This window comes from Solirubrobacter ginsenosidimutans (assembly GCF_027587205.1).
In genome coordinates this window covers 109,634-126,095 of record NZ_JAPDOD010000005.1, presented here as the reverse complement: position 1 = coordinate 126,095, position 16,462 = coordinate 109,634, and the positions used below count along the sequence as shown (strand labels likewise).

The window sequence follows — 16,462 nt, the reverse complement described above, 5'->3', positions numbered from 1 at the left end:
GTCGATCGAGGAGGTCGTGATGCGGATTGTGTTCGTGCACGGGGCGTGCGTGAAGGACGGATCGTGGTGGTGGCACCGAACCGGCGAGCTGCTGGCCCAGCGGGGCGTGGCCAGCGAGGCGCCCGTCCTGCCCAGCTGTGGCGAGACGGGTGAGCCGGCCGGTGCGCAAGGACCCGGGCTGGCCGAAGACGTCGTCTCCGTCCGGCACGTGTTGACCGCGAGCGACGAGCCGGCCGTCGTGGTCGCCCACAGCTACGGCGGCATCGTTGCCGCGGAGGCAGCGGCGGGCATCGACGCCGTGCGCCATCTGCTGCTGGTGTCGAGCTACCTGCCCGAGGTCGGGCAGAGCCTCTCCTCATTCGGCGGTGAGGAGCCCGCACCATTCCTCGACATCGATCCCGAGGGCGGCACGTTCACGGTCCGGCCGGAGACGCTGGCACCCACGTTCCTGCAGGACTGCGATCCGGAGATCCAGCGACAGGCCATCGACAAGACGGCCCGCCAGAGCCTGGCGGTCGTCGGGCAGCCGGTGCGGTCAGCGGCCTGGCAGCACGTGCCCTCGACGTACCTCGTCTGCGCCGACGATCACGGCACTCCCGTCGCGCGGCAGCGCGAGTTCGCCGGCCGGGCGGGCAGCGTCGTGGAACTCGACGCCGGCCACCACCCGTTCCTCTCCCAGCCCGCCGCCGTCCGCGACCTGATCCTCGCGCTGTGACGGCAACGGGGAGCTACTTCCTCATCCGTGTGGAGGTCAGTCCTGTGTCGAGGCTCCCGCCCGCGTTGCGCGCCGTCGCGGTGCAGAAGAGGCTCCGGTACTGGGTGGGGCGCGCGCTGTTGTAGATCGCCTTGGTGATCTTCAGCTTCGACCCGTGGGCGTGGCGGAGCGGCTTGAAGGTGCCGGTGTTGGTCCCGACCGACCACTCGTAGGAGAGCTTGAGCGGCGCGCCGCCGAGTTTCGGGGGCGTGCAGGTCACCGTGTTCCCGATCCGGGCCTTGCCGACGATGCGCGTGTGGCGAAAGCCGCCGGTCGTGTACGGCTGGATGACCGGGTCGGTCTGGTTGATGAACGAGGCGTATGACGAGACGCGCATGGCGACGTTCGGCAGCGAGCGCAGGCCGCAGCCGACCTCCATCACCTCCGCTCCCCAGCTGGTGATGCCGAGCTGCACCGGTCCGGCCGGGGTCTGAGCGATCACCGGTCCGCCGCTGTCGCCGGGGCAGGCCATGACGAACGGCGGCGCCTGGTGCGCGGGGTCCGAGGTGCAGATCATCGTGGCCTGGATCGCCCGCGGGTACGCCTGCTCGCAGTCGCTCGCTCCGAGCACGCCGAGCGTGCCCTGCTGCAGCGGGGCGCGCGGCGTGCCCATCTCGGTCTCCGGCGCGATGATGCCGTAGCCGAGGATCGCCGCGGCGGCTCCGCCCGCCTCGAGCGCGCCGTCGTCCGCTCCCGCCAGGCGCACCGGCGCGATCGTCCGGACCGGCGTCTTGAGCAGGATCAGCCCGACGTCATTGACCGCGATCGCGTCCTGCGGCCGCTTGTGCGCGAACGGGAACGACAGCTTGAACTTCGGGTGCTCGGTGTACCCGCGGACGGACACGGAGAGCTTGCTCACGCCACGCGTCAGCGTGTTGCCGTCGACGCCGACCAGCACCCGCGCGTCCGCCACGTCCGCTCCGTCCAGGCAATGCGCCGCGGTGAGGATGCGCGTCGGCGAGATCAGCGTGCCGGTGCACTGCCCACCGAGCCAGGCGACATACGGAGCCTGCGCGATCGGCAACGTATCCCCGCCCGACACCGCGTGCGCCGGGGCCGCCGCGACCGCTGTCAGGAGCACCGCCAGGATGAGTTTCACGCGCATGGCCGGTCAGCGTAAGTGGCGACCGCCCTGGTTGTCAGCCCTGAACTTTGAGGCGCCGACCCTGAGCTTTAGCCACGCGTTCAGCGGACGCGGGTGCTCACCGCTGAAGAGCCAGTCGTGCAGCGGGTCGATCTCGTCGTGGGGGCCCGCGACGAAGCCGTCGAGGGACATCGAGAGGCTGAAGGTGACGTTGGACATGCGCCTTGAGACGACGGCTCCTCCCACAAGTCATCGGTTGCCCGTTGTTCGGATTGCCGCGCTCGGGGGTAGCAGCACTGCAGCAGGGTCGCGTTTCGAGTCTGGGAGGACTTCATGACCTACCGACGGATCGCCCGGCTGGTGGGCCTCGCCTTCACGTGCGCGCTCGTCGCCGTGCCGCCCGCTGGAGCCGCGAGCGGCGTCGCGCCCGGCGCCCCTGGCGCCCCCGCGCTGTGGACCTCCGGCGACAAGGACGGCTTCGGCACCTCGACTGCGCCGGCCAGCACCGTCTGGCACACCCTCGGCGGTGGCGAGCTGACCGAGGTGTACTACCCGGATCTCGGTACGCCCGCGGTCCGCGACCTGCAGTTCGTCGTCAGCGACGGGAAGTCGTGGGTCGATCGCGAGCGCGAAGACACCCGGCACTCGCTCAGCCTCACCGACCCGCGCAGCCTCTCCTACCGCCAGGTCAACACCGACCCGGACAGGCGCTATCGCATCACCAAGACCTACACGACGGATCCGAGGCGCTCCGTCCTGCTGATCCGGGTGCACTTCGAGTCGCTCACCAAGAAGCCGCTCCGGCTGTACGCGCTGTACGACCCGAGCTTGTCGGGCAACGGCGACGACGACTCCGGTTCGACCGCCGGCACCGCGTTGGTGGCATCCGACGCCAAGGCGGCCAGCGCACTCGTCGCCGCCCCGGCTTTCACGAAGACCTCCAACGGCTATCTCGGCGCCAGCGATGGCTGGAGCGACCTGCAGGCGGACGACGCGATGGACTTCAACTACGCCTCGGCGCCCAACGGCAACGTCGTGCAGACCGGCCGCCTGGAGCTGACCGGCAAGGCCGGAAGCCAGGACGCGACGCTGGCCCTCAGCTTCGGAACGTCTGCATCCGCGGCGCGTTCCGCCGCCTACGCCTCGCTCGCCGACGGCTACGGCACCGCCGAGAGGGCGTACCAGTCCGGGTGGCACGACTACCTCGCCGGTCGCTCGCGGCCGCGCAGCGTCGCCGGCCACAAGGCGCTCTACGACGTCTCGCTCATGGTCCTCGCCGCCTCGGAGGACAAGACCTACCGCGGCGCCGTCATCGCGTCGCCGACCATGGCCTGGGTCTGGGGCCTGATCCCCGGCTACAACGGGCCCTACCACCTCGTGTGGTCGCGCGACCTCTACGAGATCGCCACCGCCCAGATCGCCGCCGGCGACCGCGCAGCCGCAGGGCGGGCGCTCGACTACCTGTGGACGCGCCAGCAGCAGGCCGACGGCTGCCTGCCGCAGAACTCGAACCTCGACGGCTCTCCGCACTGGGGCGGCCTACAGCTCGACGAGGTCGCCGACCCGATCCTGCTCGCCTCGCAGCTCGGACGCACCGACGCCGGTACCTGGAGCCACGTCCAGCGCGCCGCGGAGTGCATCCTCGCGAAGGGACCGGCGACCCAGGAGCGCTGGGAGAACGCGACCGGCTATTCGCCGGCGAGCATCGGCGCCGAGATCGCCGGGCTGGTGTGCGCCGCGCAGATCGCGCAGGCCAACGGCGCGAGCGAGGAGGCGGCCCGCTACCGCTCGATCGCCGACGACTGGCGCTCGCGCCTCGATCACTGGACCGTGACCACCAACGGACCGCTGTCTTCCTCGCCCTACTTCCTGCGACTCAGCGTGGACGGCGACGCGAACGCGGGCACCGCCTACACGATCGCCGACGGCGGTCCGACCGTCGATCAGCGCACGGTCGTGGACCCGAGCTTCCTGGAGCTCGTGCGCCTCGGCGTCCTGCGCGCCGACGATCCCGACGTGCTGTCGACCCTGCCGGTGGTCGACCGTGAGCTCGGCGTCGACACTCCGAACGGGACGTTCTGGCGGCGCTTCAACCACGACGGCTACGGCGAGACTCCGGACGGCCGGCCGTTCGGGACCAACGACGGCATCGGGCGCCTGTGGCCGATCTTCGCCGGCGAGCGCGGCGAGTACGAGCTCGCCGCCGGTCAGCTGACCGGGAACGTCGCGGCCGCCCGAGCAGCCGCGACCACACGCCTCGACGCCATCGCCAACACCGCCAACGACGGGCTCATGCTCCCCGAGCAGGTGTGGGACGACAACCCGCCGGCCGGCACCGACGGCCGCACCCCGGGGACGGGCACGGGCTCCGCGACCCCGCTCGGGTGGACGCACGCCCAGTTCGTCCGGCTCGCCTGGTCGATCGACGCCGGGCGCCCCGTGGAGCGCTCCAGCCTCGTCAGCTGCCGCTACGGCGGCCCCTGCTAGGCGCGCAACTGGAGAATGCGAATGCCGTACACCGTGGACTTCAAGACCGTCTCGACCGTCGGTCTGGAGTCGTCTCCATTCGCGGATGCGCTGGCCGGTCTGCGGGCGAATGAAGCCCGCTACTTCAAGAACAAGTACGACCACGTCTTCACGGTGGAGCCGGCGAGCGACGCCGAGGCGACGATCGAGTGGGTGCACCGGATCCTCAAGGAGGAACGGGACATCGTCATCGCCTCTCGCCCTCTGGAGGCGACGGCCTTTCAGGTCGAGAACATCCGGATCGCGTATGTGTTCTACGAGAGCGGGCTGTCGATCAACGTGATGTACACCGTCGACGGCCCCGAGAAGCGGGCGGTCGGTTTCAAGCTGTCCGACGGGATGGACGTTCCCGACGAGCTCGCGTCGAGCTTCAAGTTCGCCCGCCAGCGGTCGAAGCTGGCCGGGACGATCCGGGGATCGTATTTCATCATCAAGAACGAGTACTGACCCCCGACCTGTCGGGGAGAAAGTTCGGGGTTCCGCCCCGATTGTCCCGCGGGGCCCGAGGCGGCACCATCGTCGCGATGGAACTCTCGGCGACCGGTGTCGCGTTCACGCCCTTCGAGACGCGGGTGGACACCATGCTGCGGCTCGCGCGGCACGCCGAGGCGCTCGGCTTCGGTCGCGTCCAGGTAGCTGAGGCGTGGAGCCACGACGCGACGATCGTGCTCGCGGAGATGGCGGCGCAGACGTCGCGGATCGGGCTCGGCACCGGCGTGCTCTCGGTGTGGGGGCGGACGCCGGCGAGCATCGCGCTCGCCGCCGCGGGGTTGCAGCGGGCCTCCGCCGGGCGCTTCTCGCTCGGCCTGGGCGCCGGAAGCCAGCCGTTGACGGAAGGGCTGCACGGCGTGCGCTGGGAGCGCCCGGTCGCACACCTGCGGGAGACGCTGACCGGCGTCCGCGCGTTGCTCGCCGGCGAGCGCTTGCCACGACCCGCGGCGGGCGCGAAGCCGCTGCGGCTGGGCGTTGTCCCTGACGTGCCGGTGCCGATCGCGCTGGCGGCGCTGGCGGACGAGTCGATCCGGGTGGCGGGGGAGCTCGCGGACGAGTGGGCGCCGTTTCTGTGGGCACGCTCGCGACTGGCGGAAGGCCGCGCGCTGCTGGACGAGGGCGAGGCGCGTGCTGAGCTCCCGCACCGGACGCACATCACCGCCGCCGTGCCGGTCGCGCTCGGCCCGGACACCGAGAGTGCGCGCCGGTTGGCGGCATGGTGGTTGTCGACCTACACCACCCGCATGGGACCGATCTACCCGCGGCTGCTCGAGCGCTTCTCCGATTCCGGCACCATCGAGGCACTGCAGGCCACGGGGCAGGAATGGCCCGCCACGGCCGAGCAGCTCGCGCGCGAGGTCACGCTGTTCGGGACCTATGACGAAGGGCCGGGCCAGATCGACGCGTGGGCCGCGGCGGGCGCGGACAGCGTTGCCCTCGTGCTCCCTCCCGGTCGTCCGGAGGCTGAGCTGACCGAGCTCCTCGAGGTGGTCGCGGCCTCGAACCGCGCCGCCACCCTCGGATGACACCGAGCCGCGCGCGTGCGGCGGCGATCGTGGTGGCCCTGGGCGCGATGTTCGCCGCGGCGTTCCTGCTCGGCCGCCACACCGCGCCGGCGCATCGAGGGACGTGGAGCGACGGCTACACGGCGGGCTACGACGCGGGCGTTCCAGTCGGCCGGGCGCTGCAGGCCGGCGCTTCGCTTCCACGTGACACGAAAGACGTTGCGGCGAAGGCTTTCCAAGCGGGCTACCGAGGCGGGCTCACCGACAGCTTCGGCGGCTTCGACGGCGGCTGGAACCTGGGCCGGCCATACGTCGTCGTGTTCGGGCAAGGCTCCGGCGATCGGGCCTATCGAATCGATCACCGCGAGCTTCTGCGGCCGGGCGTTTCCTATCGACTGTGCAAGAACGGCGCGGCGGTGTGCCCGGAGTGAGCCACCGCCGCCCACGGAGACCACTGCTCCCGGAGCACGCGGACGTGCTCCGGGAGCGGCTTCGGTCTACGGGGTGGTCGTAGAGAGCGTGAACGTCAGCGTCTTCGAGTACGCACCCGTACGGAGCGCGTCACTCGCCGCGATGGTCTGGCGGAAGTTGATCGCCACGGCCTCGTTGGAGGTCGGGGCGGACCAGGTCTTCAGCGTGGTCGGAGCGGCGGAGCCGCCGACCGGGGCGAGCGTCCCGCCGGTGCCGGCCTGCAGCTTTTGCGGCAGGAAGAACGCACCGTTGACGAGGTGGCCGGTGTTCGTCGAGGACGGGTCGGCGACGCTCAGCGTCGCGTCACCGGCGGACGAGATCACGGTGGCCGTGCTCGAGACGTTGTAGTCGCGCGCCACGCCCGGCGTGAACGCGCCGAACGTCGCCGGAGTGCCGAGGGTCAGCGCCAGCGTCGCCGGCACGGAGCCGCCGACGGTGCCGGACTCGTCGTCCGCGGCGACCAGGAGCCGCTGGCTCTGGACCGCGGACTGGTTGCCCTTCATGTCGATCGCCATCCACTTGACCGTGTAGGCGCCCGGCTGGCTGAGCGTCAGCACCTCGCCGATGCTGCGCGCCCGCTGGTTGTTGTACTTGCGCGAGGACAGGTTCGGCGTCGTGCCGTCGGTCGTGTAGTAGATGACCGCGGCCTCGTCGTCCCAGTTGAACCGGTAGTTGATCGGGTCGCCGGACGTCTGGGCGGCGGAGAACTCGATCGACGTCTTCGGCGCGGTGGTGTCCATCGCGTAGTCGTACGCGGACTCGATCATGCCGTAGTTGCCGTTGGCGAACTCCATCGCCTGGTCACGACCCTCGTTGATGAGGTTTGCGTTGCAGGTGCCGGTGCCGCCGCCGGTGCCCACGCCCGAGAAGCAGGGCTGGAAGCCGGTGATGATCTGCGCCGTGCCGGTCGACGTCGACGTGAAGCGATCCGCGCCGGTCTCGAAGGAGTAGGAGATGATGCCCTTGCGGTACCACTGGTCGTCCGCCGAGTTGCCGGCCGCGCTGTAGAGCACGTCGGCGATCGGGCCGGTGCGCTCGGGCAGGATCACCGTGTTGCGGTGCTCCTTGATGCGGGCGAGGATCTTCTCGCCGGCCTCGAAGAAGTACTTCTCGATGCCGATGTTCGGCGCCGGCGCGGTGACGCGGCCGTTGCCGGTGTACGAGCCTGGCGCCCACATGAAGTAGCCGCCGTAGGAGTGGATGTTGTTGGCGAACTTGATGTTCGGGAACGTGTCCGCGACCCACTTCTCGTTCTTGATCTCCGGCTCGGAGTACTCCGCCGGGCCGGAGTACGTGTCGCTGGTGCAGCTCGACGAAGCACCGAAGTAGCCGTCGAAGAGCGAGTACTCGCCGTTGTTGCGGTTGAGGTCGACGCCCCAGGTGTTGCGGGCGGCCGGGTCGGAGTTGCCCGCGACGGGGCAGTGGTTGGTCATGTTGCGCCGCTGCGAGTTGAAGTCGTACATCGAGTAGTGGCCGCCGTCGGGGTTGACGTTCGGTAGCACGAAGACCTCGACGTTGTCCAGCAGCTTCTTGGTCTCGGGGTCGGTCGCGTAGTTGCGCACGAGCCGCTCGGCGGTCTCGACGCAGGTCAGGCCCGTCGTCCACTCGCGAGCGTGCTGCTGGCAGTAGAGGAAGACGCCGACCTTGGAGCCGTCACGGACGGAGCCGATGCGGTACACGCGCTGCTGGAACGGGCCGCGCTGCACGTGCGCCGGAGCGTTGAGGAAGTCGTCGAGGTTCACCTTGGCGCGGACCGGCACGACGCCGCCGCCGGTGTTGCCGCGATAGGTCATGGCGGTCACGAGCGCCGCCGCCTCGGGCTTGGCGTTGATCGCGGCGACGACCTGCGCGGCCGTGCTCGTGAGCGCGCCCGTGTCGTTGGTCGCGAGATTGACGACGATGTCCTTACCGGTCACCGCGACGCTCAGCGGCGAGCTGGCGGCGCCCGGGTTCCTGAACTCGGCGGTGACTTCGTCGCCGCCGGTGTGGCCCCACTCCTTCGCGGTGAGCACGACCGCCGAGGAGAACACTTCCTGGACCGTGAACGTGAAGTCGCCGAGGTCGCCCTCGAAGCCTGAGACCTCGTAGGTGTATGTGCCGCTGGTGGGCAGGACCTGGTTGACCGTCTCCGGGCTCGTCCCGGTGTCGATCGACTGCAGGACGGTGCCCGCGGGGTCCTTGATCGCCAGGATGAAGTCGGTCGAGCCGCCCGGGATCCCGTTGACGATCGCGCGGATGCTCTGCCCCGCGACGCCGGTGAACGGGATCGAGGCGACCGGCTGCGCGGCCGTGATCTCGCCCGTGGTGTCGATCAGCAGCGGGCCGAGCGTGACCGGCGGAGTCGACCCGATGGCGGTCGTGCCGTTCATGATCGCCTGCGACTTGCGCTGGTAGCCGTTGGTCAGGTTCGGGAGGTTGACCGGCGTGACCAGGTTCGGGAACTGCGTGGCCAGCGCGTCGAGCTGGGCGCGGTTCTCGGTCGGGTCCTGATAGCGGTTGAAGAAGCCCTTCTGGTAGCCCGCGACGTTCGGCGGCAGCGTCGTGCCGAGCCACTCCGTGACCTTGAACGTGTCGGTCGCGCCCGTGCCGGCGGCCACGCGGACCGTCATCTGAGAGGCCGGGATCGCGGCCTGCGCGGGCGTCAGACGCACGAGCTGACGGTGGTACATGTACTCGTCGGGCGTCGGGTCGGTGTCGATGAAGCGACCCATGTTGGTCGGCGTGGAGTAGACCCCGTCGGCGCCGGCGAACGAGAGCGCCAGCGTCGGGCCAGTGAAGGCGGTGTTGGAGCCCGCGACGCGGACGGTCGCCTTGTTGTGCGCCTCGACGTAGATGAACGTGCCGGCGTAGTTCGTGAACTTGTTGGCGCGCTGGATGACGGTCTCGCCAGGAGTCGGAACGACCGACTTGCCGTCGAGCTTGATGCCGCCCTTCGGCACGCCGTTTTCGGCCAGGTCGCCGGCGAGCCGCTCCAGGGCCGCGGCCTCCTCGCGCTCGGCGTTGACCGCTGCGCGTGTCTTCGCGTCCTCGATCGTCTGCCCGATGCGGAAGCCCATCGCGCGCAACTGTGCGCGCTCGCCGGGATCGGCATCGATGTTGAGCTGGATCGTGCCGTCGTCCTCGACCTGCTTGTACTCCGCGAGGTCGAACTCGGCCGACAGCTTCTCGACGTCGGCCTCGCTGTTGACGAACACCTGCACGAGCGCCGTATCCGATCCCGGCAGCACGTCGTGCGAGTCGTCGGCCCACGCGGTGCCGGCACCCCCGAGCAGCAGCGCGGCGGCTGCCACGGTCGTCAGTGACCGTCTCGTGATCATCCAGATCCTCCTAACCGTCTCACCCTCGGCTGCCGCAGTCGCGCCAACCCTTAGATGAGAGAAATGTGAATGGATCCGGGCAGGCTGTGTTGGATCCGGGTGTGGAGATGCCTCCACGCCCGACCTTCGGCCAGTGGACGGGTGGCCTCCTCCACCTGGGGGAGGCCGTCGGACGCGTTCGGCGCCCTTGCGGGCGCGTACGCGTGCTTACAACCCCGATCGCGGTCGACGATCGTTGCGGGGCATCCGTTACGCAGAGCCGAATGCGCGACCGCCGAGTTGCCGATCGGCCCGACTTAAGCGGTTGACCAGCGGTTTTGTAGCACCACTGACACACCTTCAGGCGAAGCGTTCGTGTAGATACCACGAACATTTTGGGGGTCGTGTGGGCTTGACGGCGTGCCGACACATCTTGCATGAACACTCCTCTCCGCTCCATCCTCAAGGGTCGCCGCGTCGTTGCCGTCGCGCTCGGCCTGGCCGTCGTCCCGTTCGCCGCGAGCACCGCCTCCGCCGCTTCTCACAGCCGATCGGATCGCGGCAAGCACGCGACTCAGGCTGCCGTTACGGCCGCCCCGGCCGTCGCCGCGGCGACCCCGGCCGCGACGCCCGCCTCGACCCCCGCTCCGTCGGTCACGTCGGTCATCAGCATCGGCGGCTACGTCTTCTACAACCTCACGTACGCCGAGGCCGTCGACGCCTGGTACGCCGCCGTCGCCGCCGCGCCGGCCGGCTACACGCCCCCGACCGTCTACTCGGTCTCCGTCAACACGACCGTCAGCGGCACCGTCGAGGACGGCAACGGCTGATTGAAGTTCGCGCTGCGACCACCCGGTCGCAGCGCACCGTATTCCGGCGGCGTCGCTCTATACTGAGGGCGTGCTGATCGTTGCGCGCGTGGTCGGGCTGATCGCCATCGTGGCGTTGGCCATCCTCGGCGCCGCCGGCCTCTCCGGTCACCTCGTCAGCGAGGACTTCTGCTCTCCGCAGACCGAGGGATCGATCAGCAGGACCACGACGCGCTGGGCGCCGCCCGGCCGCGAATGCTCCATCCAGGAGTCGTCGGGCACAGACGCCGCGGGGTACTTCGTCCATGAGGGCGAGTGGCAGCGACGTGGAAGCACCGGCTCGTGGCCCGCGTTCCTCGTCGCGCTGCTCGCCGGTCTCGGCGTGGCCGGCCTCACCCTCCGCCGCTGGCCCGCCGTCGCGGCCTGGCTCCGGCTGACCGCCCTCACGACCTTCGTCTTCGCCGTTGCCGGCGTCGCCGCCATCTATGCCGGCTGGTACGGCAGCCTCGCGGTCGGCCTGGTCTACGGCGTCCCGGCCGCCGCCGTGGCCGACCGGTTGGTCCGGCCCGGGCCGCGGGCCGAGGTCCCGGAAAGCGCGGGGCTCGTCGGTGCCGCGGTCGCGTTCTGCGCGATGTTCGTCGCGGCGGCCGGCTGGGTCTACGGGCTCGGCGTCAGCACCTACGGCCTCACGCTCCTGCTCGTCGCGATAACCGCGGCGGCAGGCGTCTCGCTGGTCAGCCGAGCCGCAACTGGTTGAGGCCGAAGCCGCCGTCGGCGACGATCACGTCGCCGGTGATGTAGGCGGCGTGGTCGGAGACCAGGAAGGTGCAGACGTCGGCGATCTCCTCGCCTGTCGCGAAGCGCCCGGCCGGCACGCTGGCCAGCACACGGTCGCGGACCTCCGGCGTCGACCACAGCTTTGCGCCCGCGCCGCCGGTGTCCACCGGGCCGGGCGCGATCGCGTTGACGCGGATGCCGCGCGGCGCCCACTCGACCGCGAGTGAGCGCGTGAGGTTGACCACACCCGCCTTGGCCGCCGCCGAGTGCGCGTTGCCCGGGCCGCCGGAGAACGCGTAGGTCGCGACGATGTTGACGATCTGCCCGCCGCCGCTCGCCCGCAACGCGAACTCGCGCGAGCAGTGAAACGTCCCGTCGAGCACGATGCCGACGACGGCTCGCCAACCGTTGGGCGAGATCTCCTCCGCGGGCGCGACGAAGTTGCCGGCCGCGTTGTTGACCAGCGTCGTGACCGTCCCGAACGTCGCTTCGACGGCATCGAACGCCGCAGCGACAGCGGCCGGGTCGCGCACGTCGGCCACCGTGGCCAGGCCACGGCCGGACGGCAATCCCGCAACCGTCTCGAGCAGCGCCTCCTCTCGCCGCCCGAGCACGGCAACGCGCGCCCCAGCGGCCGCGAGCGCGGTCGCGAACGCGCGCCCGAGCCCGGAGCCACCGCCGGTGACGAGGCAGACGCGGTCGGCGAGAGCATCGGGAGCGAGCATCGTGTCGGCGACGCTAATGCGTCCCGCGCGGCGGGCGGCCGCGTCGCCCGCACCGGGCTTGGCGAGATCTCCAACCCGTAGGCTGCGCTCGATGTCCGAAGAACGCCGAGACCCGGTGGAGGAGGCCGTCGCCCAGTGGCACGCGCACGGCTGGGAGGGCGGCGAGCGGCTGCGCGCGGCGCTAAGCATCATCCGGGTCGAGGAGCTGATCCGCGCGGCGTCGACCGAGGTGCTGCGCCCGCTGCAGCTCAGCTACGCCCGTCACGAACTGCTCAGCCTCCTGTACTTCAGCTCACGCGGGGAGCTCCCGCTCGGCAAGCTCAGCGAGCGCCTGATGGTGCATCCCGCGAGCGTCACGACCACGGTCGACTCGCTGGTCAAGCTGGGCTTCGTCGAGCGCGTGCCGCATCCCACGGACCGGCGCGGGACGCTGGCCAGGATCACTCCCGCGGGGCGCGAGCGCATCGAGGCGTCGACGCCCGAGCTCGTGAAGCGCCGCTTCGGCCTGGACGCGCTGAGTGAGGACGAGGCGCGCACGCTGACCGAGCTGCTGCGCAAGGTGCGTGCGCATCGTGGAGACTTCTAAATAGTTGGGTTGCCGAATGTTGGGTTCCTAAGTATCTTCGGTTGCAGGACTCGCAAACCGAGGAGACGTGAATGCTGACCGGCGCGCAATACCTGGAGTCGCTCAACGACGGACGGGTCAACTACATCTCGGGCCACTCCGTCGACGACATCGAGCGAGAGCCGCTGCTGCGTGAGGCGGCGAACTGGGTCGCCCGGGTCTACGACCACTTCTATTCGCCTGACCCGGACGCTGTGAACCCGATGGTGCAGCCGCCGCGCAGCGCCGACGAGCTGCGCGAGCACGTGCCGCTGATGGGCCAGGTCGACTTCATCACCAGCACGACCTACCAGTCGATCATGACGCTGCTGACCGCCGCCGCGCAGGTCAATCGCAGCTATCCCGAGCTCGGCCGGCGCATCTACGAGTACGTGGACGACGCCAAGCGCCGCGACATCCGGATCGTCGAGTGCATCACCGACGGCAAGGGCAACCGCAAGCTGCCGCCGTCCAAGCAGCCGGACCCCGACGCCTACACGCGGATCGTCGAGCGGCGCGACGACGGCATCGTCGTGCGCGGCGCCAAGCTGCACATCACCGGCGCCTGCCTCGCCCACGAGCTGTTCGTGATGCCGACGAAGAACATGAAGCCGGGCGAGGAGGAGTACGCCCTGGCGTGCGCGATCCCGGTCAACTCGCCCGGCGTGAAGATGGTCTCCACGACCTACGCGCCGCGCGAGGAGGACGACCGCCACTTCCCCTTCACCCGCCACGAGCAGATGCCCGACACGTTCGTGATCCTCGACGACGTCTTCGTGCCCAACGAGCGCATCTTCCTCGACGGGCAGGTCGAGTTCTCGGCGCTGTTCGCGCACTCGCTCGGGCTGTGGGAGCGCACCGGCGGCGTCGCGCTGATGGCGATCGAGGCCGACACGCTCGTCGGCCTCGCCCAGCTGATCGCCGAGGCCAACGGCCTCGAGCGCCAGGAGCACATCAAGGAGAAGGTCTCCGAGCTCGTCATCTACGCGACGCTGATCCGCGCCGGCCTGGAGGCCGCGATCACCCACTCGAGGGCGACCGAGGACGGCTTCGTGTTCCCGGACGAGCTCTACACCAACGCCGCCAAGTACCACGGCGCGCACCAGTACAACGAGATGGTCCGCAACCTGCATGACATCGCCGGCGGCGCGGTGCTCACCGCGCCCACGATCGCCGACATCGAGAACGAGGAGATCGGCCCGCTGCTCCTGAAGTACATGCAGGGCTCCGCGACCGTCACCGCCGAGGAGCGCATCCGCCTCTTCCACGCGATCCGAGACCTGACCGCCGACGGCTTCGGCGGCTGGCACCTCGTCACCAACGTGCAGTCCGGCGGCGGCCTGTACGCGCAGCGGATCGTCACCCGTAAGCACTACGACATGGAGAACGCGAAGGCGCTCGCCCGGCGCGCCGCCGGCCTGGAGGCCGAAGTCACGGCGTAGAGGGACTCAAAGTCAACCGCGCCGGGTGGGGGACGGGGGAGCGGCCTCGGTCGCCGTGGTCGGGGGGGTGTTTCGACTTGGTTCACAGGGGGTGAACCAAAACGAACTACCCCCCCTCGCGCATGACCTCGTTGCTCGCCGGAACCGATCACCGGAAGGCTCGGCGCGGATGGGGGTGTCAGCACCACGCCCGTAACTGTCGGTATCCCAGCACGGCGCTTCGACCCCAACAGAGCCGCGCACCGAGCGGGTCCGCGGCAGGCAGCAACGGAGGGCGAGCCACTCCCCCTCCCCACCCGGAGCAGTTGACTTTCAACCCACCTACCCCTGGTGGGCGCCCCCGTCGACGTTGATGATCTGGCCGGTGATGGCCGCGGCCGGCTCGCTCGCCAGGAAGACCACGAGCGCCGCGACCTCCTCGGCCTCGATCGTGCGGCCGATCGCCTGACCGGCGTTCTTGAGGAAGCGCTTGAGCGTGTCCTCGGTGCTCAGGCCGTGCTTGGTGGCGACGCGCAGCGTTTCGGCACGCACCATCTCGGTGTCCACGAACCCGGGCGCGAGCGTGTTGGCGGTGACCCCCTTGCGCGCGAACTCCTGCGAGATCACGCGGGTGAGGCCGAGGATCGCGTGCTTGGACGCGGTGTAGGACGCGGCGAGCGGCACACCGAAGCGCGAATACAGCGACCCGATACTGATCACTCGCCCCCAGCGGTCCTCGGCCATCGCGGGCAGCGTCGCCTGGCACAGCAGGAACGGCGCGGTGACATTGACCCGCAGGCTCAGCTCCCAGTCGGGCAGTGGCACCGTGGGGGTGGGACCGGGCAGCGAGACGCCGGCGTTGTTGACCAGCACATTGATGTGCCCGCCGAGCAGCGCCTCGGCCTCGCCCGCGAGCGCCTGCACGCGCTCGAGGTCGCCGAGATCGGCGGGGACCGCTTGCACTGCCCCGCCGCCCACAGCGGCCCCCTCCGCGACGACCGCGTCGAGCTCATCGACGCTGCGCGCGGTCACGACCACGTCGACCCCGTCGCCAGCCAGGCCGAGCGCGATCGCCCGCCCGATGCCACGCCCGCCGCCGGTGACCAGCGCTCGCCGCGGCCTCATGCCGCACTCGCGGTCGCAAGCGCCGCCGCACGGCGCGTGGGGACGTGCTCGGTCGGCACGTCGTGTGGTTCGTAGGTGCGCAGGATGCGCCGCGCAACGGTCACGCGGTGGACCTCGTCCGGCCCGTCGTAGAGCCGCGCGGCGCGCGCCCAGCGGTACATCTGCTCGATCGGCATGTCGGTGGAATAGCCGAGTGAGCCGTGGATCTGCAGCGCGCGGTCGAGCACGTCCTGCATCACGGTGGCGCCGAAGTACTTGATCATCGCGATCTCGGTGCGCGCGCCGGACGCGCCCACCTGGTCGATCGTCCACGCGGCCTTCAGCGTCAGCAGCCGCGCCGCCTCCATCGCCGCCGCCGAGTCCGCGACCCAGTTCTGCACCGTCTGCTTCTCGCTCAGCAGCGAGCCGTGCACGGACTTGGAGACCGCGCGCTCGCACATCGCGTCGAACGCCCGCCGGCACACGCCCACCCACCGCATCGCGTGGTGGATGCGCCCCGGCCCGAGCCGCTTCTGGGCGAGCATGAACGCGTCGCCGACGCCGCCCAGCAGGTGGTCGGCGGGCACGCGCACGGCCTCGTAGCGGCACTCCGCGTGCGCGTGCACGAGGCCCTCGGAGTGCGGGTCGTGCAGCAGGCCGATCTCGCGCATGCTCAGGCCCGCCGCGTCGGCCGGCACGATGAAGAGTGACATCGTCCGGTAGGGGTCGGCGTCGGGCGGGGCGTCGGTGCGCGCCATCACGATGTGGAAGTCCGAGCGGGTGGCGTTGCCGACCATCCACTTGGTGCCCTCGATCACCCACGCGTCGCCGTCCCGCGTCGCGGAGGTCGTGAACTGCCGCGGATCGGAGCCCGTGCCCTGCTCGGTCATCGAGAACGCGCTGTAGAGGGTTCCATCCAGCAGCGGGTCCAGCCAGCGGCGTTTCTGCTCCTCCGTGGCGGCGATCGCGATCAGCTCCGAATTGCCGGAGTCGGGCGCCTGGTTGCCGAACACCGGCGGCGCCAGCTCGGACCCGCCGAGAATCTCGTGCATCAGTGCGAGCTTGACCTGGCCGAAGCCCTGCCCGCCCAGCTCAGGACTCAGGTGCGCGGCCCACAGCCCGCGCTCCTTGACCCGCTCCATCAGCGGTCGAATGACCTGCCGGTAACTACGCCAATCGAGGTCGAGCGTCTCGAGCGGATAGATCTCGTCGCGCACGAACGCGCGCATCCATTCCAGCTCGCGCTCGAACTCCGGGTCCGTCTCGAAGTCCCACGCCATAGCGGCGAAGGCTATGGCCCACGCCCGATTGCGCGGACGCGGCGACTGGAGGAATCCACAGCCGCCCCGCGAGAAATCCTTCGGCGCCCGCCGGCCCGGTGGTGTCCTTCGCGCT

At 70.2% G+C, this 16,462-nt stretch carries 15 protein-coding genes; 9 read left to right on the top strand and 6 right to left on the bottom strand.

From position 1 onward, the window contains the following. Positions 1-19 precede the first annotated feature (19 nt). Positions 20-715 carry an alpha/beta hydrolase gene (locus OM076_RS08795; protein ID WP_270039166.1) on the top strand — a complete coding sequence of 232 codons (696 nt, stop codon included), beginning with the start codon at positions 20-22 and terminating at the stop codon, positions 713-715. Between the two features lie 13 nt (positions 716-728). Here OM076_RS08795 and OM076_RS08790 read toward each other — a convergent pair whose 3' ends face one another. Both OM076_RS08790 and OM076_RS08785 read right to left on the bottom strand, forming a co-directional pair. Next, positions 729-1,859: a S1 family peptidase gene (locus OM076_RS08790; RefSeq protein ID WP_270039165.1), complete on the bottom strand. Its 1,131-nt coding sequence runs from the start codon at positions 1,857-1,859 to the stop codon at positions 729-731. Positions 1,860-1,865: 6 nt separating this feature from the next. Beyond that, positions 1,866-2,057 (bottom strand): hypothetical protein, encoded by a 192-nt coding sequence (locus tag OM076_RS08785; protein WP_270039163.1) that lies wholly within the window; start codon positions 2,055-2,057, stop codon positions 1,866-1,868. A gap of 114 nt (positions 2,058-2,171) precedes the next feature. On the opposite strand from OM076_RS08785, the gene OM076_RS08780 reads away from it, so the two are divergent. The 4 genes from OM076_RS08780 to OM076_RS08765 all read left to right on the top strand — a co-directional run bounded on the left by OM076_RS08780 (position 2,172) and on the right by OM076_RS08765 (position 6,291). Further along, positions 2,172-4,325 (top strand): glycoside hydrolase family 15 protein, encoded by a 2,154-nt coding sequence (locus tag OM076_RS08780; RefSeq protein WP_270039162.1) that lies wholly within the window; start codon positions 2,172-2,174, stop codon positions 4,323-4,325. Positions 4,326-4,346: 21 nt separating this feature from the next. Then, a complete protein-coding gene (locus OM076_RS08775; protein ID WP_270039161.1) occupies positions 4,347-4,811 on the top strand; it encodes a DUF8821 family protein in 465 nt (154 codons plus the stop codon). Positions 4,812-4,888: 77 nt separating this feature from the next. Further along, positions 4,889-5,881, top strand: a complete 993-nt coding sequence (locus OM076_RS08770; RefSeq protein WP_270039160.1) for an LLM class flavin-dependent oxidoreductase — start codon at positions 4,889-4,891, stop codon at positions 5,879-5,881. A gap of 29 nt (positions 5,882-5,910) precedes the next feature. Further along, a complete protein-coding gene (locus OM076_RS08765) occupies positions 5,911-6,291 on the top strand; it encodes a hypothetical protein (RefSeq protein ID WP_270039158.1) in 381 nt (126 codons plus the stop codon). A gap of 66 nt (positions 6,292-6,357) precedes the next feature. Here OM076_RS08765 and OM076_RS08760 read toward each other — a convergent pair whose 3' ends face one another. Continuing rightward, the gene (locus OM076_RS08760) at positions 6,358-9,648 is read right to left on the bottom strand and encodes a M14 family metallopeptidase (RefSeq protein ID WP_270039157.1); all 3,291 of its coding nucleotides are present in this window, start codon (positions 9,646-9,648) and stop codon (positions 6,358-6,360) included. 416 nt (positions 9,649-10,064) lie between these two features. Here OM076_RS08760 and OM076_RS08755 point away from each other — a divergent pair, with 416 nt between their 5' ends. After that, a complete protein-coding gene (locus OM076_RS08755) occupies positions 10,065-10,457 on the top strand; it encodes a hypothetical protein (RefSeq protein WP_270039156.1) in 393 nt (130 codons plus the stop codon). Between the two features lie 70 nt (positions 10,458-10,527). Next, on the top strand, positions 10,528-11,193 hold the full coding sequence (locus tag OM076_RS08750) for a hypothetical protein (RefSeq protein ID WP_270039154.1): 666 nt from the start codon (positions 10,528-10,530) through the stop codon (positions 11,191-11,193). Here the strand turns inward: OM076_RS08750 and OM076_RS08745 are convergent. Next, positions 11,171-11,938: an SDR family oxidoreductase gene (locus tag OM076_RS08745; RefSeq protein ID WP_270039152.1), complete on the bottom strand. Its 768-nt coding sequence runs from the start codon at positions 11,936-11,938 to the stop codon at positions 11,171-11,173. The genes OM076_RS08750 and OM076_RS08745 overlap by 23 nt on opposite strands. 91 nt (positions 11,939-12,029) lie before the next feature. Between OM076_RS08745 and OM076_RS08740 the strand changes: the two genes are divergently transcribed. Continuing rightward, positions 12,030-12,524 carry a MarR family winged helix-turn-helix transcriptional regulator gene (locus tag OM076_RS08740; protein ID WP_270039150.1) on the top strand — a complete coding sequence of 165 codons (495 nt, stop codon included), beginning with the start codon at positions 12,030-12,032 and terminating at the stop codon, positions 12,522-12,524. A gap of 71 nt (positions 12,525-12,595) precedes the next feature. Further along, the gene (locus tag OM076_RS08735) at positions 12,596-13,984 is read left to right on the top strand and encodes a 4-hydroxyphenylacetate 3-hydroxylase N-terminal domain-containing protein (protein WP_270039148.1); all 1,389 of its coding nucleotides are present in this window, start codon (positions 12,596-12,598) and stop codon (positions 13,982-13,984) included. Positions 13,985-14,305: 321 nt separating this feature from the next. Here OM076_RS08735 and OM076_RS08730 read toward each other — a convergent pair whose 3' ends face one another. Next, complete coding sequence (locus OM076_RS08730; protein WP_270039146.1) at positions 14,306-15,088, bottom strand: SDR family NAD(P)-dependent oxidoreductase; 783 nt, start codon at positions 15,086-15,088, stop codon at positions 14,306-14,308. Next, entirely contained in the window at positions 15,085-16,347 is a 1,263-nt protein-coding gene (locus tag OM076_RS08725; protein ID WP_270039144.1) for an acyl-CoA dehydrogenase family protein, read from the bottom strand. The genes OM076_RS08730 and OM076_RS08725 overlap by 4 nt, the downstream gene beginning before the upstream one ends. Positions 16,348-16,462 lie beyond the last annotated feature (115 nt).